The organism is Pseudomonas sp. Q2-TVG4-2 (genome assembly GCF_013620795.1).
Lineage (GTDB): Bacteria > Pseudomonadota > Gammaproteobacteria > Pseudomonadales > Pseudomonadaceae > Stutzerimonas.
On record NZ_LGLW01000001.1, the window covers coordinates 995004 to 1018395 of the forward strand.

Sequence of the window (23392 nt, forward strand, 5' to 3'; positions counted from 1 at the left end):
GCCCAAACGGGAAGATTGTTCAGCCGGGCCATGAGTGGCCAAGGGTGAGATAGGCAGCAGATCCCATGACGGGTACCAGTGTTCCACCGCCACCCGGCACATGCGGAGCGTGCTAATCAGGGCAGGCAAACGCCGTGTAAGCCATCGCATGCGGCCCGGCACCGGCTGTTCAGTCTGAGCGGCGGTCTCCTGGACGGTCGATATCCTGCAGTACGCCAGGGTCGTCCAGCTCGATTTCAATGACCCGCGGATCGATGAACAGCGCTTGAGCCCCTCTGTCGTCGCCCAGCATCAGTAGCTGATCGAGATAGTGAGCACCGATCCCGCGTGGATGGCCGCGCTGGCCCCGGTAGGTCGGCACCACCAATCGCTGCGGCTGGATGGCAGCAGCGATGCGAGCGATGCTTTCGCGCCGCACGTAGGGCATATCACCCAGCGCCACGAGCCAGCCGCGGCGAGCCGATTGATGAGCGACGGCCTGCGCCAGGCTATGGCCGAGGCCGTTGCTGCGCACCGACAAGATCTCTGCATCCAGACCCTCGCCGATTTGATCCAGCCAGGCCAGCAACGGCTGGTTGTCGTCGCGGGTCACGACCAGCAGCCGTTCGGTGACGCCGCTCAGTGCGCTCAACGTCTCGGCCAATATTGGCGACGCATCGAGTGCGTCGGTACTGGGCGAGAGCAGCTTGTCCTCATCGTGGTGCTCACGATAACGGCTGCCCTGTCCCGCAGCGAGGACGACGGTGCACACCCCCTCGATCGAATCAGGCACAACGCCGCGCCGCCGCGGCCTGCTCGCGCTGCGCGCCATTCTTGATCGCCACCACCTGCGCCATCAGCGACAGCGCGATCTCGGCCGGCGTGCGGCTGCCGATGGGCAAGCCGATGGGCCCGTGCAAGCGGTTCACCTCATGCTCGCCCAGCCCCAGCGTCAATAGGCGCGACCTGCGCTTCTCGTTGTTGAGCCGCGAGCCCAGCGCACCGATATAAAACGCCTCGGACCGCAGCGCGGTGAGCAGCGCCATGTCGTCCAGCCGTGGGTCATGGGTCAGCGCAACGATAGCGGTGTGCGAGTCCGGCTCGATGGCCACCACCGCATCGTCCGGCATACCCGGCACAAAGCGCACGCCGGCGTCACGCCAACCATGATCGTAGCCTTCACGCGGATCACAGATCAGCACTTCGAACCCGAGCCCAAGCGCGAGGTCGGCGGTATAGCGTGATAGCTGGCCGGCGCCAATCATCAATAGCCGCCAGGTTGGCCCGAAGGGTGCACGCAGGTTCGTGCCGTCGAACTGTAGACATTCACTGCGCCCAGCGGGGGCCAGGCTGACGACGCCGCTGGCCATGTCGAGACAGCGCACCAGCCGCTCATGGCCGGCGCAGCGCTGCAGCAGTTCGTCGAGCCAGGTCACGTCGTGCAACGGCTCTTCCAGCAGACGCAGAGTGCCCCCACACGGCAGACCGAAGCGCGCGGACTCTTCCTTGCTGACGCCATAGGTAATCAGCTCGCAGGCTTTGCCCCGGCTGGCGATGGCCTGGCGGCGGGCCAGCAGATCGTCTTCGACGCAGCCGCCCGATACCGACCCTTCCACCTGGCCATCGTCACGCAGCGCCAGCAGCGCACCTACCGGTCTCGGCGCGCTGCCCCAGGTTTCCAGGACGGTATAAAGCATGACCCCATGGCCTTCACGCAGCCAGTCGCGGGCACGTCGCAGCACCGCTAGATCCACACTGTCCATCTTTCCCTCATCGGTTTCGGTCGAAACGCCGATCAAACCGGCATGCCTTCAATGACTGACCGGAATAGTGGTTAGTTCGCCGTGCATGGATGCCTACCCACACACAGAGTCCGGCCCGCCACGCCTGACGATACCCGCCGGACGCAACTGGAAATTCAACCCTACGCGGGGCCGGTGTAAGATGCGCGGCTTTTGCGAGCAACGCCCTGCTAGGCTTTGCTGTAGCAAACGAATTGCCCCAAGAGGCAAACGATACCCAAACCGCCTGCCCTGACCGGGACACACGAGGATTGACCATGCTGGAGAAGCTGTTTCAACTCAAAGCGCACAACACCACGCTGCGCACCGAGATGCTTGCCGGTCTCACCACCTTTCTGACGATGGCCTACATCCTCTTCGTCAACCCGAGCATCCTTGCCGAAACCGGCATGGACCACGGCGCCGTCTTCGTCGCCACCTGCCTGGCCGCCGCCATCGGCTCGGCGATCATGGGACTGGTGGCCAACTACCCGATCGCTCTAGCGCCGGGCATGGGGCTGAACGCCTTCTTCACCTACACCGTGGTGCTGACCATGGGCTACACCTGGCAGACCGCGCTGGGTGCGGTATTCCTCTCTGGTGTGATTTTCTTTCTGCTGTCGATCTTCAAGATCCGCGAATGGATCATACACAGCATTCCGCTGGCGCTGCGCTCGGGCATCGCTGCGGGTATCGGCCTGTTCCTGGCGATCATCGCCCTGAAAAACGCCGGCATCGTTGTAGATAACCCGGCGACGCTGGTCGGCCTCGGCGACCTGACCGCAGGCGGCCCGCTGCTGGCCTGCCTGGGCTTCTTCCTGATCGCTGCGCTGGCCTACCGCAAGGTCACCGGCGCAGTGATGATCGGCATTCTGGTAGTGACCGGGTTGTCGATCCTGCTCGGCCTCTCTCAGCTCAACGGCGTCGTCTCGATGCCGCCCTCGCTGATGCCGACCCTGATGCAACTGGACATCATGGGCGCGCTGGATATCGGCCTGCTTAGCGTGATCTTCGCCTTCCTGTTCGTCGATCTATTCGACACCTCCGGCACGCTCATCGGCGTGGCGCAGAAGGCCAACCTGTTGGATAAGGACGGTAGGATGCCGCGCCTGGGCCGCGCCCTGCTCGCCGATAGCACCGCGACCATGGCCGGCGCCGCACTGGGTACCTCGACCACCACCAGCTACATCGAATCCGCTGCGGGTATCAGCGCCGGCGGGCGCACCGGCCTGACCGCCTGCGTGGTTGCGCTGCTGTTTCTGCTGAGCCTGTTCTTCGCACCGCTCGCTGGCGCCGTGCCCGCCTATGCCACGGCGCCGGCGCTGCTGTTCGTCGCCGTGCTGATGATGAGCAGCCTGGCCAACATCGACTGGGACGATCTCACCGTCGCCGCGCCGGTGGCCATCGCCGCGCTGGCGATGCCGTTGACCTTCTCGATCGCCAATGGCATCGCCTTCGGTTTCATCGCCTGGACCGCGATCAAGCTGCTCGCCGGCCGCTGGCGCGAGCTGAGCCCGGCGATGTGGATCCTCTCGATCCTGTTTGTGATCAAGCTGGGCTGGTTCGCTGGCTAAAGGGCCAGCCGGGGGGCGTATTGGTGGGCTAAAGCCGAACGCCACCGGGCCCACCCTACGGTGCCGGGACGCGTGTAGGGTGGGCTTCAGCCCACCACGCACCGCTCGAAGCAGGCCAGCGTCGCCCTGACAACTTCGGTCCGCGTCCGTACAATCAGCGCCCGTCGGAGGGGCACGAGCCCGGCTTCCGTCAATTTGCCACCCGGCATGCCGCCGGTTACCACTACGCAACGGCCGCCGCAATGACTCATATTCAGGTAGATCCCGCCCGCTACGATGCCCAACTCGCCGAAAAGGCTGCCCGGCTTGTCGATCTGCTGGCGCCCTTCGATGCGCCCGCGCCCGAGGTGTTCGACTCGCCGCGTGAGCACTATCGCCTGCGCGCCGAGTTCCGCCTGTGGCGCGAGGACGGCCACCGGCACTATGCGATGTTCGAACAGGGGGACAAGCACACACCGATCCTGATCGACGACTTCCCCATCGCCAGCCGCCGCATCAACGAGCTGATGCCGCAATTGAAAGCCGCGTGGCAAGCCTCGGAAACGCTGAGCTTCAAACTGTTCCAGGTCGAATTCCTGACCACCTTGTCCGGTGATGCGCTGATTACCCTCGCCTATCACCGTCCGCTGAATGAAGCCTGGCAGGCCGAGGCTGAGCTGCTTGCGGCCAGCCTCGGCGTAAGCATCGTCGGGCGTTCCAAGGGCAAGCGCATCGTCATTGGCCGAGATTATGTGACCGAGCAACTGACGGTCGCCGGTCGCACGTTCAGCTATCGCCAGCCGGAAGGCGCCTTCACTCAGCCCAACGGCGAAATCTGCCAGAAGATGCTGAACTGGGCTTACGGCGTGTTGGGCGAACGCACCGACGACCTGCTCGAGCTCTACTGTGGTAACGGCAACTTCACCCTGCCGCTAGCGACCCGTGTGCGCAAGGCGCTTGCTACCGAGATCAGTAAATCCTCGGTGAGCGCGGCGCTGGCCAACCTCGACGACAACGGCGTCGACAACGTCAGGCTGGTGCGCCTGTCGGCGGAGGAGCTGACCCAGGCCCTCAACGAAGTGCGGCCGTTCCGCCGCCTGGCCGGCATTGACCTGAAGAGCTACAATTTCGGCAGTGTCTTCGTCGACCCGCCCCGCGCCGGCATGGACCCGGACACCTGCGAACTGACCCGCCGCTTCGAGCGCATCCTTTATATCTCATGCAATCCTGAGACGCTGGCGGCGAACATCGCCCAGTTGCACGACACCCACCGCATCGAGCGCTGTGCCCTATTCGATCAGTTTCCCTATACCCACCACATGGAATCGGGCGTGCTGTTAGTGCGGCGCGACTGAGCCGTGATCCAGAGCCGATCGAGGCCTGACGTGAACGCTACGCAGTAGAGCGAGGGGTGAGCATCGCACCCCGAGATGGTCGAGGTCGCGTGCTGATCGTTCACGCAGCGAAGCGCCATTCGCTGTGGTGGTGCCCCACTTGCTATCTGCCGGGCGGATCCTGCGGCCTATCCGCCGGCTGAGCATCAGGATCTCCCCGTCGAAAGGGCGCCGGTGCGGGCTCGGCGGTTGTCACGGGAGCAGGTCCGTCGCCCAGACGAAACGGTTTGGGCGGTCCATCGTCGAGGCGGGTCCGCTTGGATTGCAATTCTGCGTCCGGTTCGGCGTCCGAATCCGGGTCCGTCCGCAGGCGCTCCCTCATCAACAGCAGCGCAACTGCGGCAAGCAATGCGGCACCAACCCGGTAAATTAGCGAGGCCAGATCGAAGCCGATCAGCTCACCGCCGTCGAGCCACAACGATCCCAGCCGCCCGGCGGCCAGCGCCAGCATGGTGATCACCAGCATTACCAGGGCCGCCCTGGCGTGCTCTGGCACTCGCATGGCCCAGAGCAGGAACAGCGCCAGCCCCAACTGCAGCCCTCCGTAATAGACGCGCATATGGCTGACCGAGGCGGTCTCCATCAACAGCATCCCATTCAGATTGGCCATCTCATACGGGCGCAGCCAGTAGGCGAGGCTGAAAGCAATCATGATCACGGCCTGAACAACCAGAACGAACCGGGCAAAACGCATCGAAAACTCCCCTGATAGCGGCTGCGCACCACAATGGTTATCGGACCGAAGCGGCTCGTATTGGTTCGCCGCAGAGCCGGTAGCAGCCTGTGACAATCGCTCACGGGCGGATGTTTGGGCCGGTGCTCGCTTGGCGTTATCCTGCTCCATCCCTTGGAGGAAATCTTCATGCGCCATCTGCTACTCGCCACCGCCTTCTTCGCCAGCCTTACCCAGGCAGCCGAACCCATCGCCATCGACGTTCACCGCGACGCCAACTGCGGCTGCTGCACCTCATGGATCAAGCATCTCCAAGAGAACGGTTTCCAGGTGAACGACCATGTCGAAACCGATATGGCCGCCGTCAAGAACCGCCTCGGCGTGCCTCACCGGCTGGGCTCCTGCCACACTGGGGTGATCGATGGAAAGTTCGTTGAAGGGCACGTTCCCGCTGCCGATATTTTCAAGCTTCGCGCTCAGCCCGATCTGATCGGCGCGGCAGTGCCGGGCATGCCCTTGGGTTCGCCGGGTATGGAAATGGGCGATCGCCAGGATGCCTACAAAGTGGTCGGGCTGGACAAGCATGGCAAGGAATCGGTGCTGGCCGAATATCCAGCGCGCTGATTGAAATCAGGCGAAGCGCAATCGGCCGACTGAATTAGCTGATAACAGCGCGGGTCTATCCACCAGCTATGTCTGGTAGAGGATTCGTACATGCGTTGGAAGAAGGCGCGTCGCAGCGACAACGTGGTAGATGCCAGGGGCCGCAGCGGCGGCATCGGTCGAGGGCGTCTGAGTCTGGCCGGGGTAGCCATCGTGGTGGTGATCGGCTTGCTCTCCGGCCAGGACCCGATGCAGATCCTCGGCCAGTTGGCCAACCAGACCGGCTCGCCGCCCACCCAACAGAGCGAGGCGCCAGCACGCGGCGATGACCCGCAGGTGGCATTCGTCCAGGCCATCCTCGGTGATACCGAAGACACCTGGCGTGCGCTGTTCCAGCAGTCTGGCGAGCAGTACCGCGATCCTACGCTTGTGTTGTTTCGCGGTGGAATCAATTCAGCGTGCGGCTTCGCCAGCTCGGCGGTCGGTCCCTTCTACTGCCCGGGCGATCGCCAGGTGTATCTCGACCTTCATTTCTTCGATGAAATGGCGTCGCGCTTCTCGGTCGCCGGGGATTCCGCCCAGGCCTACGTGATCGCCCACGAGGTCGGCCATCATGTACAGACGCTGCTGGGGGTGTCGCAGCAGATGCAGGCCGCACGCCAGCGCGGCGCTCAGATGGAAGGCGACAACGGACTGCTGGTTCGTCAGGAGCTGCAGGCCGACTGCTTCGCCGGTGTCTGGGCCTACCATGCGCAGCAGCGTCATGACTGGCTGGAGGCGGGCGATCTGGAAGAGGCGCTGAACGCCGCCAATGCCATCGGTGATGACCATCTGCAAAAGCAGAGTCAGGGCCGCGTGGTGCCGGACGCGTTCACTCATGGCACCTCGGCGCAGCGGGTCAGATGGTTCCGCACCGGCTTCGACAGTGGCGAGCCGGCGCGCTGCGATACGTTTCAGGCGAGCCGGCTCTGAGCGCTCAGCCCGGCTAGGTCACCCAGTTGTAAATCGGTGCGTCTGCGCCGCTCTGCACTTTCACTTGGGCGCTGTGGCGCAGACGCACCAGCAGGCGCTTGCCAGCCAGGGCGCTGCCACTCAGGGCTTCCAGTTCGGCCAGCAACTGCGGGCCCTCCATGCGCCCCGCTTCGCGCAGCAGCTGTTGAGCACCGAGCCACAGCGCGTCGGTGCCGGCCTCGGCAGGCGCCTGCGCCGCCTGCACATTGGCACTCAATGGCAACTGTCGCGCCAACTGCGCCCAGTCCTGATCATCCATATCAATGCTTAGGTCGACCGGCCACTCGCCGACATGGCCACGAATTCGAATCATCTTCACGCTCCTGAAAGTCAGGACGATATGCTCCCACGCTCCGGCTTGGGCTGGCCAGCCACAGCTGCCGCCTGTTATAACGTAACTCTTTCTTTATCCAGGAGTCCTGTTATGCGCCATCTGCTGCTTGCCCTGCAATTCGCTCTGTTGCCCGGTTTCGTTCTGGCCGCCGAAACCCACGACCACGGTCATCATCACGCTCAGCATGGCAGCCTCGGCGCGCATGAGCACGGCGCAGCTGAGCTGGATGTCGCACTGGATAGCTCCACATTGGAAATTGAACTGCGCAGCCCGGCCATGAACCTGGTGGGCTTCGAACACGCACCGAGCAGCGAAGCCGACAACCGCAAGATCGCCGATGCGCGCAAGCAACTGGAGCAGCCTGACACCTTGTTCAGGCTGTCGGCTGCAGCGGGTTGTGCCCTGGCTGAAACCCAGCTGCAGAGCCCTCTGTTCGAAGAGGATGCTCCTGGGCATGAGCACGAAGAGGGCCACGATCAGGACCACAGCGAGATCCACGCGCGGTACCGGTTTGATTGCGCCACACCCCAAGCACTGACGGGGATCGACCTGCAGGGCTTGTTCAAAGCCTTCCCAGGCACCGAGGAAATCCAGGCACAATTGATCGGCCCGAACGGCCAACGTGGCGCGCAACTGAGCGTCGGCCAACCGCGCGCAGAACTCTGATCCGACCTTCTGTCTGCCCGCTGCCCGACCTGACGCAGTAAACTCCCGGCTCGTCTGAAACGGATCAGCTTGATGACCGCACCGCTACTTGAACTCCACCAATTGGGTTTCGCCTGGCCTGGCCAAGCAGAGCTGCTCGATATTCCGAGCTTTAGCCTCGAGCGAAACCAGAGCCTGTTTCTCAAAGGGCCCTCAGGTAGCGGCAAGACCACCTTGCTCGGCTTGGTTGGTGGCGTGCAGACCGCGCGGCGTGGAATCGTTCGCCTGCTCGGCACCGATCTCGCGGCACTCTCGGCCGGAGCGAGAGATCGTTTCCGTGTCGACCACACCGGCTATATCTTCCAGCAGTTCAATCTGCTGCCGTTTCTTTCGGTCGCCGAGAATGTCGGTCTGCCCTGCCATTTCTCAAAGACCCGCGCAGAGCGCGCCCGACAGCGGCACGGCAGCGTTGCGCAGGCAACGGCGAGTCTGCTGTCGCATCTCGGCCTCCCTCAGGACCTACACAATCGGCGCGCCGAAGCCCTATCCATCGGCCAGCAACAGCGCGTCGCCGCGGCGCGCGCGCTGATCGGCCAACCGGAACTGGTGATTGCCGACGAGCCCACTTCTGCACTCGACGCCGACAGCCGCGAGGCGTTTCTGCAGCTGCTGTTCGCTGAATGCCATGAGGCCGGCTCGAGCCTGCTGTTCGTCAGCCACGACCAGAGCCTGGCGCCACTGTTCGACCGCAGCCTGTCCCTGTCCCAACTCAACCGCGCCTCCCGCGCCGCGGAGATCTGAACTGTGTATCTGTTGCGCCTGGCCGTGGCGAGCCTGATCAACCGCCGCTTCACCGCCCTGCTCACCGTCTTCGCCATTGCCTTATCGGTGTGCCTGTTGCTGGCCGTCGAGCGGGTGCGCACCGAAGCGCGCGCCAGCTTCGCCAGTACCATCAGCGGCACCGACCTGATCGTCGGTGCGCGCTCCGGCTCGGTGAACCTGCTGCTGTACTCGGTCTTCCGCATCGGCAATGCCACCAACAACATTCGCTGGGACAGCTTCGAAGACTTTGCCAAACATCCCCGGGTGAGTTGGGCAATTCCCATCTCGCTGGGCGATTCCCACCGAGGCTACCGGGTGATGGGCACCAGCAGGGGCTACTTCGAGCACTATCGCTACGGGCGCAAGCAGCTCCTGCAAATGACTGAAGGCCGGCCGTTTGCCGACGACCCGTTCGAGGTGGTACTCGGGGCAGAAGTCGCTCGGGCGCTGAACTACAAGCTGGACGACCGACTGGTGCTGGCGCACGGTGTCGCCACGGTCAGCCTGGTGAAACATGACGACAAGCCGTTTCGCGTGGTTGGCGTCCTCAAGCGCACCGGCACGCCGGTCGATCGCACGCTGCATATCAACCTCGCCGGGATGGAAGCGCTGCATATTGACTGGCAGAACGGCATGCCGGCGCGCGGCGCAGCGCGTATCGATGCCGAGCAGGCGCGCCAGCTCGAATTGCAGCCGAAGCAGATCACTGCCTTTCTGCTCGGCCTGGACAGCAAGATCGCGACCTTCGCCCTGCAGCGCGAGATCAACCAATACCGCGGCGAGCCTTTGCTGGCGATCCTCCCTGGCGTCGCCCTGCAGGAGCTCTGGAGCCTGATGGGCACTGCGGAAAAGGCGTTGTTCGTGGTATCGCTGTTCGTGGTGCTCATCGGGCTGATCGGCATGCTCACCGCGATCCTTACCAGCCTCAACGAACGCCGCCGGGAAATGGCCATCCTTCGCTCGGTAGGCGCCAGGCCCTGGCATATCGGCAGCCTGCTGGTGGCCGAGGCTTTCAGCCTGGCACTGGCGGGCGTACTGCTCGGCCTGCTGTTGCTGTACGTCGCCATTTCGATTGCTCAGACACCGCTGCAGGCCGAGTATGGCCTTTATCTGCCACTCGCCTGGCCCAGCATCTACGAGTGGTCGCTGCTGGCAGCGATACTGCTGGCCGGGCTGCTGATGGGCTGCGTGCCCGCCTGGCGCGCTTACCGACAATCACTGGCTGATGGCCTGTCGATACGACTATGAGGACAACCATGTCACGCCTGTTGCTTGCCACGCTGTTCACCCTTGCGGCGACCTTTGCGAACGCCGACGTGCGTGAGCTGCAATGGTCGGATCTGCTTCCTGCCGATGCGCCACCGCCACCACCCCCCATGGCGATCCATGACATGTCCCAGCTCGCGGACGTGCTCGCAGCCGAGAACGGCCCTGCCGCCGCACAGCAATCGCCGGCCGCGCCGGTGGTCAAAGCGCTCGACGGCATTCAGGCGAAACTACCGGGGTATATCGTGCCGCTGGACATGAGTGAGGAAGGGCGCGTCATCGAGTTTCTGCTGGTGCCCTACTTCGGCGCCTGCATCCATGTGCCACCGCCGCCGTCCAACCAGATCGTGCATGCGACCAGCGAGCTGGGCGTCAAGGTTGACGAGCTTTACCAGCCCTTCTGGATCGAAGGCCTGCTGCGGGTCGAGCACGCCAGCAGCGAGCTGGCCGAAGCCGGCTATCGCATGGACGCACAGAAGATCTATTTCTACGAGATGGAGTGACCCGCTGTACGCTGGCGGCGAGCTACGAAATGACGAGGTACGGCCAGAGATTAGCGACTCCTGAGGTCTGAAACGTCCCTGGCGGATTAAACTAGTCAGATCGCAGCGGTGCCAACGCCCGCGCACCGTTCAACGTGCGCTGGCGACCTGACGCTCACGCTCAAAGCTCAGCTCGCCTTCTGCCCACTCTCGCCAAGCGCGCACTTTGCGCCGCTCCGCCCCCGCGCGTTCGGCCTGCTTCAGCGCATCGAGCCCCGCCTGCCAGTGCGTCTGTTCCAGCTCCAGCTGAGCCACATGCAACCAGAACTTGGCGCTGCCGGACTGCGAAGCCAACTGGCGATAAATCTTCGCGGCAGCTGAGCGTTCCCGCGCCTGCCACCAGAGCATGCCCAGCCGCTCGCGGCGGGTGGCACTGGCTGGCAACAGATTTGATTCGAGCATCCCCTGCAGCAGCTTGGCCCCTTGCCAGGGCTGCCCGGCGGCACTCGCCAGCAACACCAGGTTATCCAGTTCCGACTCACTGAAACGCACGCCCTTGGCATGCGCCGCGCGCAACGTGGCAAGCGCTTTGTCCTCGGCGTCGGCCATCTGCTGCAGCCCCGCCAGCTGCCGCCAGGCGTTGGCCTGGTCAGGATGGCGCGCCAGCAGTCGACGCTGCCAACGTTCGGCGGTCTCGTAGCGCTTCAGCTCGGCGTTGCCGGCTACCAGAAATTGCAGCCAGGTATCGGCTGCATCGGGGTTGGCCTGGACGTATCGCTCAGCCAGCGGGAGTGCCTTGCTGTGCTGGCCGAGCCCTTGGTAGGCCTGCACCAGCATCTGCAGAACCTCTTCGCTCGCCTGGTCGGGCGAGCCCAGTAGGCTGACCACTTGGGCGTAGCGACGCTCGATCAGGCTCAGCTTGGCCAGGTTGAGACGCTCATTCGGCAGCATCGCCTCGTCGAGCTTTCCGCTCGTGACCGCTTTTTCGAGCAGCTCCAGCGCGTGGCGGTTATTACCTTCAGCCCAGGCCAGATAGGCCCTGCTGCGCCACAAAAGCGCCTCTTCAAGGCTGCCTGACTTGGCCTCGGCTTGCTTGAGCACTCGATGTGCCGCGCTATAGTCACCCTTTTTCTGCGCGCTCTGCGCGCGCTCCAACGCCTTGAACACGGCCGGGTCGATGCTTTGTGCAGCATGAGTCGAGACAGCGAACAACAACGAGATCAATAACAGCAAACGTGGCATGTCAGCGTTCTCCTTGCAGGCGAAAATGCAGTGTTTTCACGGCTTCGCGCGATACCGCGGCACCATTTTCGGTGCGCGGCGCGAAACGCCAGCGAGCAGCGGCGCGGCGCGCTTCGCGATCGAACACACTGCGTGGCGAAGCCTCCAGAACTCGAATGTTCTCGACCTTGCCGGCAGGCGTGATGGTGAATGCGAGCTTGATATGACCTTCGATGCCGCGCTGACGTGCCCGATACGGGTACTCGGGGCGGACGTCGTTAAGCGGCATGACTTCCTGCTCCGGACCGCCGGATTGCGATCCAGTGTCGGCAGCTACAGGCGGCGGGGCTGGCGTTGCTGCGGGTGCCGCTGCGGTCAGGCCGCTCAGGCTGGGGGCCGGCGCGCTGGCTATGGCCATCCCGCTGTCGATGTTCGGCAGCTGCAGATCGAGCTTTGGCAGGTTGGCACTCGGAGTGGCCATGCTCGGAGTGGGCGGGGTCGGTGGCTGCGGCGTCTTCGGTTGGGGCGGCTGCGGCGCCTGCTGGCGCGAGCGGGTCGCGGTGCTTTCGTTACGGCTGTCCATGCGCACGAAGTTGGCGATCGCCACCGCTTCTTCCGCCACATCGCTGCGCGGCGGATTGACCATGCTCAGCATCAAGGCGAACAGCAGCAGTGCCACCACGCAGGCGGCGATGAAGGACAACCCGACGCGGGTCAGTCCACGGACCATCACTGCGCTCCCGAACTGGCGGCAAGCGCCACGTCCCGGACGCCGGCCTGGCGCGCCTGATCCATGACCTGAACCACCAGACCGGTCCGCGCGTCCTGATCAGCCTGAACCACTACCGCGCCTTCCGGTTGGTCGACGCGCATGCGCTCCACATGAGCGCGCACGCTGCGCACATCCACAGGCTGCTTGTCGATCCAGACCTGGCCCTCGGCCGTCACCGCGATAAGGATGTTGCCCTTGTCCTGGGCACTGGCGGTATCGGCCTGCGGGCGCTGGACCTCGACCCCGGATTCCTTGATGAAGGAGCTGGTGACGATAAAGAAGATCAACATGATGAAGACCACGTCGAGCATCGGCGTCAGATCGATGCCGGTGTCCTCTTCCTGCTGATAATGATGGCGACGCATACGCATCCGGTAATCCTCAATCGTGACGCAGCTGGTCGGCCAGCCGGTCGAGAGCCTGGCGCGAAATACGTTCGAGACGCGCCAGGCTGAATAGTCCAGTGATGGCCAGCACCATGCCGGCCATGGTCGGCAGGGTCGCCTGCCAGACCCCAGCGGCCATGCCGCGGGGATTGCCGGTGCCGTTGAGCGCCAACACATCGAACACCGCAATCATGCCGCTGACGGTGCCGAGCAGGCCCAGCAACGGGTACATCGCCACCAGCGTCTTGCTCATCCGCAGCGGACCGGTGAGCTGCTGCTGCGCCTGAGCCAGCCATGCATTGCGCACCGCGCGTTGCCAGCTGCCGGACTCATCGCCCAGTCGTGTCCAGGCCTCGCGGCGCGCGTCGACCCAGCGCGGGAATACCCGCCGCATGAACCACAGGCGCTCGAACACCAGCGTCCAATAAAGTACGCACAAGGCAGCCAATGCCCACATCACCGCGCCGCCCGCCGCCATGAAGTCGAGCAGCGCATAGCCACTGTCGACCATGCGCAGCCAGTGCCCGTGCAGATCACTCACGACGTGGCGTCCCCGACAGATGCAGCGCGATCAAGCCCGCGCTCTGCTGTTCAAGCAGCTGGATCAGCGACTTGCTGCGACTGGCCAGCAGGCTGTGCAGGAACAACAGCGGAATTGCTACCACCAGGCCCAACACGGTAGTCACCAGGGCCTGGGAAATACCGTCGGCCATCAGCCGCGAATCGCCCCCGCCGCTCTGGGTGATCGCCTGGAAGGTCACGATCATCCCGGTCACGGTGCCCAGCAGGCCAAGCAGCGGCGCCACTGCGCTGAGCAGTTTGAGTAGCGGCTGGCCGCGCTCCAGTGGCGGTGTTTCCTGAAGAATCGCCTCGTCGAGCTTCAGCTCCAGGGTTTCCAAATCCGACAGCTGCGGCTTGGGGCCGAGCACGCCGATGATGCGCCCCAGCGGATTGTCGTCGCGCGGTTGATTGAGCTCGCGCATCTGCCGGCCCACAGCGCGGCCAACGCCGGTCAGGTAGACCATGCGCCAGATGGCGAGCAGCAGACCGATGGCTCCCAGCACCAGGATGACCCAGCCAACCAGGCCGCCCTGCTGAACGCGATCCCACAGCTGCGGCTGGCGCTGCAACTGTGCCAGCAACGAGCCGCGGCTCGGATCGATCGGCAGGGTCGCGAGTGCATCGCCGCTGCTCAGGTAGTCATCGACCAGATCCATGCCGGAGGGCTGACGACTGGGTGTCAACAGCGCGCCGGCGCCGCTTTCATAGCGCAGGAAGGCGTCATCGGTGAAGGCAGAGAAACTGCCGATACGCAGCACCGGCTGCACGCTACGCTGCCCATCGGCGCCCACTACCGGGAGCTCAACCTGCTCGACGCGACCGCTGGCGGCGAGATCCTCGAGCAAGGTCATCCAAAAACTATCCAGATCGTCCGCAGAAGGCAGTGCGCGGCTTTCGGCCAGTGCCTTGAGTCGTTCGAGCCGCTCCGGGTACTGAGCGTTGAGCAGGCTGTCCTGCCACTGTCCGGCGATATCGCCGGCGCTCTGACGAACTACGCCGAACAGCTCGCCGAGATGGCCAACCCGCTGCGCCAGGAGCTTTTCCTGCTCGGCCAGTTCGGCTTCCTGGCGGTCGAACTCGGCCTTCAGGCGCTCGGCTTCGGCTTTCTGCTTTTCCAGCGCTGCAGTGGCACCTGCCAGCAACTGCGCCTGTTCACTGCGATTCTGGATGAATGCCTGTTCGCGCGCCTGCATGGCCTCGACCTCCGCGGCGCGCTCGCTGCGGATGCGCTGCAGCAGCTGATCAGGATTCAAGGGCTCGGCTGCCTGAGCCAGAGCAGGCAACAGACCGATGAACAGCAATGTCAGCAAACGGCTCATTGCGCAGCCTCCTTGGCCAAGGTCTTCACGGGCAGTTCGAGCCAGGTGGGTGCTTGTTGTTGACGGGCAATGGCGATGGCTTTGGTAATCGGCCGGCGCGCACTGCCGCCAAGCAGTTCCCAGGCACGGGTCTGTGGGTTCCACCAGCCGCTCTCGTGGGCATCCAGGGTCTGGTAATACAGCATGGTCCGGCCCAGGCGCAGGAACTCGACGCTACGGCTGCCGCCTTCGACGGGCAGTTCGCCGCGCCAGGCTTCCAGTGTTCTGCCGTAATCACTCTCGATCTGATAGGCCTCGAGAATGCGCCGGTACTTCTCGGCCAGGCTTACATCGGCGCGGGCCTGCATGTCCTGCAGGCTGGCCAGACGGTCGGCGCGCTCATCGGGTAGGAACGGCAGATCCGCCGCGATGAATTCTTCGAGCACTTCGATCATCCGCCCCATCTGCGGCGCAACGGCCTCCTGGGTGCGCTCGATGCTGTCCAGTTGGCGCTGGAAGTCATCAAGCTCTTTGCGCTGCCCCGCGGTGAGCTCGGTCAGCTGCTCGTTATAAGCTTTCAGTGCCTCAGCCTGCTGCACTGCACTGCGATAGTCGTTGAGCATCTGCCGGGTCGCATCATCGAGCTGCTCGATGCGCGCTTGCGATGCCTTGGCCTCAGTGGCCAGGCGCTGGCTCTCCTCCAGCGCGGCATCCAACGGAGCTGCGTGAAGCTGCACGCAGCATGGCAGCACGGCGACCGCCAGAAGGCGAGGAATAAGGGCTTGCATTGATGGGTCCTTGCAGACGAAGGTCAAACTCGAAAGAGAAACATTATCATCTACATGCGCGAAGGAAGGCAACCCGGGCAAGACGTCGCAGCCCAGGCAAAGCGGAGCGTTTCGTTGAGCTGGATCAAAATCGGGGGGCCTTGCGCCCTACCATGACCAGCAATTGCAACACAGGCATGTCTCGATGGAGCTCCATTATGCGCAAGACCCTGTTTACCGCTTCCGTGCTGGCCGTGGCCCTCACCACTCCCTTCGCCCAGGCCCATCAGGCTGGTGATGTCATCCTGCGTGCCGGCGCGATCAACGTTGATCGCCGGGAAGATAGCGGGGACATTTATGTAGGCGCGCTTTCAACCGACGTCCCAGGAACCAAGGCTAGCCTCGATAGCGACACGCAACTGGGTCTGAACTTCGCCTACATGCTGACTGACAAGATCGGCATCGAACTGCTCGCCGCAAGCCCTTTCACCCACGACGTGGGCGTGGCGGGTATGCCTAGCCGTTTTGCATCGTTGAACGGAAAGCTGGGCGAACTCAAGCATCTTCCACCAACGCTGAGCGTCGTGTATTACCCACTCGACCGTAAGTCGGCATTCCAACCCTATGCGAGCGCGAGGCCTCAACTACACTTGGTTCTTTGATGACAAGCTCACCAGCGAGGCCGAAGGAAGGGCTTTAGCGACCTGGACATGAAGGACTCGTGAGGCCTGGCTGCACAAGTTGGCATGGGTCACATGCTCACCGAAAACGTAATGGTCAACGCCCAGGTTCGCTATATCGACATCGATACCACCGGTGCCACCAACTTTGACGGAGCCAAGGTGAACGTCGATGTGGACGTTGACATGGTCGGCCTCGGCTACAAGTTCTGACGGAACCGGCATACCGCTGGATCGTAGAGACGACAAAGGCGCCCTTGGGCGCCTTTATTTTTTCAGCTTCCGCTAACGCCCAACAACCTCGCCAGCCCTGTGCGTATGTCGGTGACGGGCTCCGGCAGACGAAAACGCTGCAGCAACCGCTCGTTATTGGCCCTCGAATGGCGTATATCGCCACCGCGGGCTTGTTGATAGTTCACCGGCGGCAGCTTACCCAACACATCGCCGATCGCCGTCAGTAATTCATTCAGGCTGGTCGCGTGGCTCAGGCCGACGTTTACCGCACCGACTTCAACGGTCGGATGCTCCAACGCCTGCAGCAGCACCTCGACCAAGTCGCCGACATACAGGAAGTCGCGGGTCTGCTCGCCATCGCCAAACACGGTGATCGGCAGCCCCTGTTGCGCACGCTCGGTAAAGATACTGATGACGCCCGAGTACGGCGAAGACGGATCCTGGCGCGGCCCGTAGATGTTGAAGAAGCGGAACACCACCGGCTCCAGCCCATGCTGGCGCCGATAGAAGTCGAGGTAATGTTCGCTGGCCAGCTTGTCCGCCGCATAGGGGGTCAAGGGTGCCTTCGACGTATCTTCGTCAATGGACTGCCCCTCTCCATTGTTGCCGTAGACCGCTGCACTTGAAGCAAAGACGACTCGGCATACGCCAGCCTCGCGCATCGCCTCACACAGGTTCAGCGTGCCCACCAGATTGCTCTGATGCGTGCCAAGCGGATCGTCGACCGATGCCTGCACCGACGCCACGGCAGCCAGATGCACCACGGCCCGGCAACCCTGAACAGCGCGCCGCACAGTCTGTGCATCAGCTACATCGCCCTCGATCAGCTCCACCCCGGCATCGACCGGCAGGTTACTGCGCTTGCCAGTCGACAGATTGTCCAGCACCCGCACCGGATGGCCGCGAGCGACTAGCACATCGACCAGATTCGAGCCGATGAAGCCGGCGCCCCCGGTAACCAGAATGGGTGATTCAGACATAACGGTAGTAACGCTCCAGCAGGGTCGGCAGCCCGGTGCGCCAGGCGCGAGGCTTGATGCCAAATGTATTGAAGATCTTCTTGCACGCCAGCACGCCATGCTGTGGCTCGTCTGCCGCATCCGGACAGGCCGCATGAGCGACGGGGGTCAGGCGGTCGATTGTCAGCTGTCGATGATGCGCCGCCTCGGCGAGGAGTGCCTGACCGACCACCAGCGGGGTCGAAGCCTCGTGCCCACCATAGTGATAGGTTCCCCACAGCGGCGCCTGACAATCCAGTTGCTTCAGCACAGCCAGGACCACCCGCGCCGCGTCTTCGACCGGCGTAGGGTTGCCACGCCGGTCGTCGGCGAGACACAGCTCATCGTCCTGCTCGAGACGTTGAAGAAATCGCCCCAGCAAACCGTCCGAGCTGTCATCAAGCAGCCAGCCGAAACGCAGCAGAACGTGACGCGGGCAGAGCGAGCGGACACTTTGCTCCATACGCCACAGGGCGCGGCTGCGGACGTCCAATGGTGCAACTTCGTCCCTTTCGCTGTAAGCGGTGGTGCGAGCGCCATCGAATACACGGTAGCTAGACGGTTGCATCAGAACGAACTGATGGTGCTGGCACAGATGCGCCAACCGTTCCACCGCCCGTTCCTGATTGGCCAACACCTCATCGTCGACTTGGCCACTTTGAAACCAGTCGAAATAGTAGGCGAGATTGATCACGACATCCGGGCGATCGGCATCGAGCAATTCAGTCAGACTGGACGCATCCCAGCCCTGAGCAGGCGGGCGCGGCGCGAGGAAGCCGATGTCTTCCTCTGCGCCGAGGCGGATAAGCGCCTGACCCAGGGCATTGCCGCCGCCCAACAGCATCAGGCGCATTCGCATGGATTGAACTCTAGAACGGGATATCGTCGTCGAAACTGTCATAGTCCGGAGCAGGCTGCTGAGCAGGCTGCGGCTGAGACTGCGACTGCGGGCGCGACTGCTGCTGCGGCTGCGAATCGCGCTGCGGACGCGGCTGGGACTGGGACTGGGACTGGGACTGGCGTGGAGCATCATCCGAACTGCCACCACGGCCACCGAGCAGTTGCATGGTGCCGCCCATATCTACGACCACCTCGGTGGTGTAGCGCTTGACGCCGTCCTTTTCCCATTCGCGCGTCTGCAGGCGGCCTTCGATGTAGCACTGCGAGCCCTTGCGCAGGTACTCACCGGCAATTTCGGCGACCTTGCCGAACAGCACAACACGGTGCCACTCGGTGCGTTCCTGCTGCTGGCCGGTCTGCTTGTCCTTCCAGTTGTCAGTGGTGGCCAGCGTGATGTTGGTCACCGCATTGCCATTGGGCATGTAGCGGGTTTCCGGGTCGCCGCCGACATTGCCGATCAAGATGACTTTATTCACCCCTCTGGCCATGGGTAACTCCTTTATTTCTGCATGAATTGGGTTGGCTCACTGGAGAGAGTCCCCGCAACCCGGGGAAAAGCCAATGACCGTGAATCTTACCTTACCGCCCCATCTCGGCCAACCGGCGCGACCTCAAGCAGTGGAGCAGTAGACAGCACACGATGCCATCACGCTCAGCAAACAGCCTGGTTAGGCGACCAGGCGATCGAGCGCGGCCCGATCCAAGACCTGCATGTCGACCTTGACGTAGGCGGCCGACTCCTCGGCGATCACTACGACATCCGACACACCGGGGACCGCCAGCATGTCCTCGGCCAGGGCAGGATTGCGCACCGCATCGACCGACAACGACAATCGCAGACCGGTGACGTAAGGTGGCTCACGCATACGCCATGCCACCAGCAGCCACAGCACGCAAAGCACGGCGCAGCCGGCAAAAACCAGCGCCAGACCGCCCACCTGGTAAAACCAGCCCCCGAGGACGCCGCCCACACCAGCGCCGAGAAACTGGCTGGTGGAATACACCCCCATCGCCGTGCCCTTGCCCCCGGCCGGCGCCACTTTGCTGATAAGCGAAGGCAGTGATGCCTCCAGCAGGTTGAATGCGATAAAAAACACGATCATGCCGCCGACCAGCGACCAAAGTCCGCTGCCGAACCACCAGAAAAACAGCTCGGCGCACAGCAGCACAATCACCGCGCTTAACACGACCCGCCTCATCTGACGCTTCTTCTCGCCATAGATGATGAACGGGACCATCCCGAAGAAGCCGACCATCAGCGCAGTGAGGTAGACCCACCAGTGTTCATCCCGGGGCAGCGCCGCCTCATCCACCAGTGCCAGCGGCAGCGCAACAAAACTCGCCATGAGAATCGCATGCAGGGCAAGAATGCTGAAATCCAGGCGAAGGAGATCCGGATGACGCAGCGTTGCGCCGAGCGCCTGCTTGGCAACACCCGACTCTCGATGCCGCAGATGATGGTGAGCGCGTGGTAGCGTAGCGACAACCACCCCGCCGAGCAGCGCCATTCCCGCCGTCGTCCAAAACAGGCCGGACAGCCCGAACGCACGCGTCAGCAGCGGGCCAACGATCATCGCCACCGCGAAGGAAACGCCGATACTCATGCCGATCATGGCCATCGCTTTGGTGCGATGCTGTTCCCGGGTGAGATCCGACAACAACGCCATGACCGCCGCCGAGATGGCCCCGGCTCCTTGCAGAATGCGACCGGCAATGACGCCCCAGATGGAATCGGCCGTCGCTGCCAGTACGGCACCCGCAGCAAAAACAAGCAGGCCGAAGTAGATCACCGGCAACCGGCCGATCCGATCGGAAAGCATGCCGAACGGAATTTGTAGCAGTGCCTGGGTCAAACCATAAGCACCGATTGCGAGACCGATGAGCGCTGGCGTCGCACCCTGCAGTTCCATGCCATAGGTCGCCAGCACGGGCAGGACCATGAACATGCCGAGCATGCGAAACGCGAAAACCAGGGCCAGCCCGGAAGCTGCGCGGGTTTCTCTGGCGCTCATGCGCTCGCTGTAGGGATCCTGCATGTGGGGTCTCGCTTGAATTAACCGGCGGCGATTCTAGCAGCCATCCCCTGCTCGGCACAGGCTCGTTGCTTTGCCGCAATGTCGCTGCTAGCCGTATACTTTCGGGTTTTCGCCCGCCATGCGAGGCTGCTTTGGACAAGATTCTGATTCGTGGGGCTCGGACCCACAACCTGAAAAACATCGACCTGACTTTGCCGCGCGACAAGCTGATCGTGATTACTGGGCTCTCAGGCTCCGGCAAGTCCTCGCTGGCCTTCGATACGCTTTATGCCGAAGGGCAACGCCGTTACGTCGAATCCCTTTCGGCGTACGCCCGGCAATTCCTCTCGATGATGGAAAAGCCGGACGTCGACACCATCGAAGGGCTCTCCCCGGCCATTTCCATCGAGCAAAAATCGACCTCGCACAATCCCCGGTCGACGGTCGGCACCATCACCGAGATCTACGATTACCTGCGCTTGCTCTATGCACGCGTGGGCACGCCGCGCTGTCCCGACCACGATGCGCCGCTGGAGGCCCAGACGGTCAGTCAGATGGTCGATCAGGTCCTGGCATTGCCGGAGGGGCGCAAGCTGATGCTTCTCGCCCCAGTCATTCGTGAGCGCAAGGGCGAGCATCTGGCGGTATTCGACGAGCTGCGCGCCCAGGGCTTCGTGCGCGCACGGGTCAATGGCCGATTGTATGAGCTCGATGAACTGCCGAAGCTGGACAAGCAGAAGAAGCACTCCATCGACGTCGTTGTGGATCGCTTCAAGGTGCGCAGTGATCTGCAACAGCGGCTCGCTGAGTCCTTCGAGACTGCGCTGAAGCTCGCCGACGGCATCGCCCTGGTGGCCTCGATGGACGAGGATGACGATCACGAGGAAATGATTTTCTCTGCCCGCTTCGCCTGCCCCGTCTGCGGCCATTCAATCAGCGAGCTCGAGCCCAAGCTATTCTCTTTCAACAATCCGGCCGGGGCATGCCCGACCTGCGACGGTCTAGGTGTCAAACAGTTCTTCGATGCCAAGCGCCTGGTCAATGGCGAACTGACCTTGGCCGAGGGCGCCATCCGCGGCTGGGATCGACGCAACGTCTATTATTTTCAGATGCTCGGCTCCCTCGCCTCACATTACGGCTTCAGTCTCGACGAGCCGTTCGATTCCTTGCCCGCCGAGCAGCAGAAGGTGGTGTTGCGCGGCAGCGGCAAGGAGAACGTCGACTTCCGCTACCTGAACGACCGCGGCGATATCGTCAAACGCTCGCACCCCTTCGAGGGCATCATCCCCAACCTCGAGCGCCGCTACCGGGAAACCGAGTCCAATTCGGTGCGTGAAGAGCTGGCCAAATACCTCAGCACTCAGCCCTGCCCAGAATGCCGTGGCACCCGGCTGCGTCGTGAAGCCCGCCATGTCTGGGTCGGGGATAAGACCCTGCCGGCGGTGACTGGACTGCCAATTGGCGATGCCACTGAGTATTTCGGCGCCCTCACGCTTAGCGGCCGCCGTGGCGAGATTGCCGATAAGATTCTCAAGGAGATCTGCGAGCGCTTGCAGTTCCTGGTCAACGTCGGCCTCGATTATCTGACTCTTGACCGCAGCGCTGACACCCTTTCAGGCGGTGAGGCTCAGCGCATCCGCCTGGCGAGCCAGATTGGCGCGGGCCTGGTCGGAGTAATGTACATCCTCGACGAACCCTCGATCGGCCTGCATCAGCGCGACAACGAACGCCTGCTCGGCACCCTGCGTCACCTGCGCGACATCGGTAATACGGTGATCGTCGTCGAACATGACGAAGACGCCATACGCCTCGCCGACTATGTAGTCGACATCGGCCCGGGTGCGGGGGTACATGGCGGACAGATCGTGGCGGAGGGCACGCCCGACGAGGTGATGAGCAATCCCGCCTCGTTGACTGGGGGCTATCTTTCGGGCCGCGTGAAGATCCTCTATCCCGAACAGCGCACGCCACGCGACGCTGACAAGCTACTCAGACTCAAGGGCGCGCGAGGCAATAATCTGCGCAACGTTGATCTGGAAATCCCGGTCGGGCTACTCACCTGCATCACCGGGGTATCCGGCTCGGGCAAGTCGACGCTGATCAACAACACGCTGTTTCCGATTACCGCCACCGCCCTGAACGGTGCAACGACACTTGAAGTCGCACCGCACGATTCCTTCGACGGCCTGCAGCACCTGGACAAGGTGGTGGATATCGACCAGAGCCCGATCGGCCGCACGCCGCGCTCGAACCCGGCGACTTATACCGGCCTGTTTACGCCAATCCGCGAGCTGTTCGCCGGCGTCCCGGAGGCACGTTCGCGCGGTTACGGTCCTGGGCGCTTCTCGTTCAACGTTAAGGGCGGCCGCTGCGAAGCCTGTCAGGGCGACGGTGTAATCAAGGTGGAAATGCACTTCCTGCCGGATATATACGTGCCGTGCGATGTGTGCAAGGGCAAGCGCTACAACCGTGAAACGCTCGAGGTGAAGTACAAGGGCAAAAGCATTACCGAGGTGCTCGGGATGACCATTGAGGAGGCCCGTGAGTTCTTCGACCCAGTCCCGGCGGTGGCTCGCAAGCTACAGACACTGATGGATGTGGGGCTGTCCTATATCAAGCTCGGGCAGAGCGCGACCACGCTCTCAGGTGGCGAAGCTCAGCGGGTCAAGTTGTCCCGAGAGCTATCCAAACGGGACACCGGCAAAACCCTGTACATCCTCGACGAGCCCACCACGGGGCTCCACTTCGCTGATATCCAGCAGCTGTTGGATGTGTTGCATCGGCTGCGTGATCACGGCAACACCGTCGTGGTCATCGAACACAACCTGGATGTGATCAAAACCGCCGACTGGCTGGTTGACCTTGGTCCAGAAGGGGGCTCTAAAGGCGGACAGATCATCGCAACCGGCACTCCGGAGCAGGTCGCCGAGATGCCGCAATCTCATACCGGTCACTTCCTCAAGCCGCTGCTAGAGCGTGACAAGAACTGAACTGTAGGTACGAAGAAGCCGGGCACA

General features: G+C 63.0%; 23 protein-coding genes and 1 pseudogene. 10 read left to right on the forward strand and 14 right to left on the reverse strand.

What is annotated here, in order from left to right:
• Positions 1-169: 169 nt before the first annotated feature.
• Positions 170-811, reverse strand: coding sequence for a nucleotidyltransferase family protein (locus H3028_RS04795; RefSeq protein ID WP_181295906.1), 642 nt, complete (start codon positions 809-811; stop codon positions 170-172).
• Complete coding sequence (locus H3028_RS04800; protein ID WP_181295907.1) at positions 765-1742, reverse strand: XdhC family protein; 978 nt, start codon at positions 1740-1742, stop codon at positions 765-767. The genes H3028_RS04795 and H3028_RS04800 overlap by 47 nt, the downstream gene beginning before the upstream one ends.
• A 296-nt stretch (positions 1743-2038) precedes the next feature.
• Here H3028_RS04800 and H3028_RS04805 point away from each other — a divergent pair, with 296 nt between their 5' ends.
• A complete protein-coding gene (locus tag H3028_RS04805; protein WP_181295908.1) occupies positions 2039-3334 on the forward strand; it encodes an NCS2 family permease in 1296 nt (431 codons plus the stop codon).
• A 242-nt stretch (positions 3335-3576) separates the two neighbouring features.
• Positions 3577-4668 (forward strand): tRNA (uridine(54)-C5)-methyltransferase TrmA, encoded by a 1092-nt coding sequence (trmA, locus tag H3028_RS04810; protein ID WP_181295909.1) that lies wholly within the window; start codon positions 3577-3579, stop codon positions 4666-4668.
• A 142-nt stretch (positions 4669-4810) separates the two neighbouring features.
• On the opposite strand, the gene H3028_RS04815 is transcribed toward trmA, so the two are convergent.
• Positions 4811-5401, reverse strand: coding sequence for a DUF4345 domain-containing protein (locus H3028_RS04815; RefSeq protein WP_181295910.1), 591 nt, complete (start codon positions 5399-5401; stop codon positions 4811-4813).
• A gap of 168 nt (positions 5402-5569) precedes the next feature.
• Here H3028_RS04815 and H3028_RS04820 point away from each other — a divergent pair, with 168 nt between their 5' ends.
• Together H3028_RS04820 and H3028_RS04825 are read left to right on the forward strand one after the other, a co-directional pair.
• Positions 5570-6004 (forward strand): DUF411 domain-containing protein, encoded by a 435-nt coding sequence (locus H3028_RS04820; protein WP_181295911.1) that lies wholly within the window; start codon positions 5570-5572, stop codon positions 6002-6004.
• A gap of 90 nt (positions 6005-6094) precedes the next feature.
• Positions 6095-6955 carry a neutral zinc metallopeptidase gene (locus tag H3028_RS04825; RefSeq protein WP_181295912.1) on the forward strand — a complete coding sequence of 287 codons (861 nt, stop codon included), beginning with the start codon at positions 6095-6097 and terminating at the stop codon, positions 6953-6955.
• A gap of 13 nt (positions 6956-6968) precedes the next feature.
• On the opposite strand, the gene H3028_RS04830 is transcribed toward H3028_RS04825, so the two are convergent.
• Entirely contained in the window at positions 6969-7307 is a 339-nt protein-coding gene (locus H3028_RS04830) for a hypothetical protein (protein ID WP_181295913.1), read from the reverse strand.
• 111 nt (positions 7308-7418) lie between these two features.
• On the opposite strand from H3028_RS04830, the gene H3028_RS04835 reads away from it, so the two are divergent.
• From H3028_RS04835 to H3028_RS04850, 4 genes are all read left to right on the forward strand, one after another.
• The gene (locus tag H3028_RS04835) at positions 7419-7994 is read left to right on the forward strand and encodes a DUF2796 domain-containing protein (RefSeq protein WP_181295914.1); all 576 of its coding nucleotides are present in this window, start codon (positions 7419-7421) and stop codon (positions 7992-7994) included.
• A gap of 72 nt (positions 7995-8066) precedes the next feature.
• Entirely contained in the window at positions 8067-8774 is a 708-nt protein-coding gene (locus H3028_RS04840) for an ABC transporter ATP-binding protein (protein WP_181295915.1), read from the forward strand.
• A 3-nt stretch (positions 8775-8777) separates the two neighbouring features.
• Positions 8778-10043 (forward strand): ABC transporter permease, encoded by a 1266-nt coding sequence (locus H3028_RS04845; protein ID WP_181295916.1) that lies wholly within the window; start codon positions 8778-8780, stop codon positions 10041-10043.
• Between the two features lie 8 nt (positions 10044-10051).
• Positions 10052-10564, forward strand: coding sequence for a DUF3299 domain-containing protein (locus H3028_RS04850; RefSeq protein ID WP_181295917.1), 513 nt, complete (start codon positions 10052-10054; stop codon positions 10562-10564).
• A gap of 129 nt (positions 10565-10693) precedes the next feature.
• On the opposite strand, the gene H3028_RS04855 is transcribed toward H3028_RS04850, so the two are convergent.
• Genes H3028_RS04855 through H3028_RS04880 form a run of 6 tightly spaced genes read right to left on the reverse strand, consistent with a single transcriptional unit; the run spans position 10694 to position 15569 of the window.
• Positions 10694-11785 carry a lipopolysaccharide assembly protein LapB gene (locus tag H3028_RS04855; protein ID WP_181295918.1) on the reverse strand — a complete coding sequence of 364 codons (1092 nt, stop codon included), beginning with the start codon at positions 11783-11785 and terminating at the stop codon, positions 10694-10696.
• Position 11786: 1 nt separating this feature from the next.
• Positions 11787-12494, reverse strand: a complete 708-nt coding sequence (locus tag H3028_RS04860) for an energy transducer TonB (protein ID WP_181295919.1) — start codon at positions 12492-12494, stop codon at positions 11787-11789.
• Positions 12494-12907, reverse strand: coding sequence for a biopolymer transporter ExbD (locus H3028_RS04865; RefSeq protein ID WP_168423410.1), 414 nt, complete (start codon positions 12905-12907; stop codon positions 12494-12496). The genes H3028_RS04860 and H3028_RS04865 overlap by 1 nt, the downstream gene beginning before the upstream one ends.
• A 10-nt stretch (positions 12908-12917) precedes the next feature.
• Positions 12918-13463, reverse strand: coding sequence for a MotA/TolQ/ExbB proton channel family protein (locus H3028_RS04870; protein WP_181295920.1), 546 nt, complete (start codon positions 13461-13463; stop codon positions 12918-12920).
• Positions 13456-14802 carry a MotA/TolQ/ExbB proton channel family protein gene (locus H3028_RS04875; protein ID WP_181295921.1) on the reverse strand — a complete coding sequence of 449 codons (1347 nt, stop codon included), beginning with the start codon at positions 14800-14802 and terminating at the stop codon, positions 13456-13458. The genes H3028_RS04870 and H3028_RS04875 overlap by 8 nt, the downstream gene beginning before the upstream one ends.
• Complete coding sequence (locus tag H3028_RS04880; protein WP_181295922.1) at positions 14799-15569, reverse strand: DUF3450 domain-containing protein; 771 nt, start codon at positions 15567-15569, stop codon at positions 14799-14801. The genes H3028_RS04875 and H3028_RS04880 overlap by 4 nt, the downstream gene beginning before the upstream one ends.
• Positions 15570-15766: 197 nt before the next feature.
• Here H3028_RS04880 and H3028_RS04885 point away from each other — a divergent pair.
• Positions 15767-16441, forward strand: a pseudogene (locus H3028_RS04885) (OmpW family outer membrane protein).
• Between the two features lie 62 nt (positions 16442-16503).
• Here the strand turns inward: H3028_RS04885 and H3028_RS04890 are convergent.
• The 4 genes from H3028_RS04890 to H3028_RS04905 form a co-directional block, all read right to left on the reverse strand.
• Entirely contained in the window at positions 16504-17442 is a 939-nt protein-coding gene (locus H3028_RS04890; RefSeq protein WP_181295923.1) for an NAD-dependent epimerase/dehydratase family protein, read from the reverse strand.
• Complete coding sequence (locus H3028_RS04895; RefSeq protein ID WP_181295924.1) at positions 17435-18319, reverse strand: sugar nucleotide-binding protein; 885 nt, start codon at positions 18317-18319, stop codon at positions 17435-17437. Before H3028_RS04895 ends, H3028_RS04890 begins: the two co-directional genes overlap by 8 nt.
• A gap of 10 nt (positions 18320-18329) precedes the next feature.
• A complete protein-coding gene (locus H3028_RS04900) occupies positions 18330-18848 on the reverse strand; it encodes a single-stranded DNA-binding protein (protein ID WP_181295925.1) in 519 nt (172 codons plus the stop codon).
• A 180-nt stretch (positions 18849-19028) separates the two neighbouring features.
• Positions 19029-20396 (reverse strand): MFS transporter, encoded by a 1368-nt coding sequence (locus tag H3028_RS04905; RefSeq protein ID WP_181295926.1) that lies wholly within the window; start codon positions 20394-20396, stop codon positions 19029-19031.
• A 131-nt stretch (positions 20397-20527) separates the two neighbouring features.
• Between H3028_RS04905 and uvrA the strand changes: the two genes are divergently transcribed.
• Positions 20528-23365, forward strand: coding sequence for an excinuclease ABC subunit UvrA (uvrA, locus tag H3028_RS04910; RefSeq protein ID WP_181295927.1), 2838 nt, complete (start codon positions 20528-20530; stop codon positions 23363-23365).
• Positions 23366-23392: the final 27 nt, after the last annotated feature.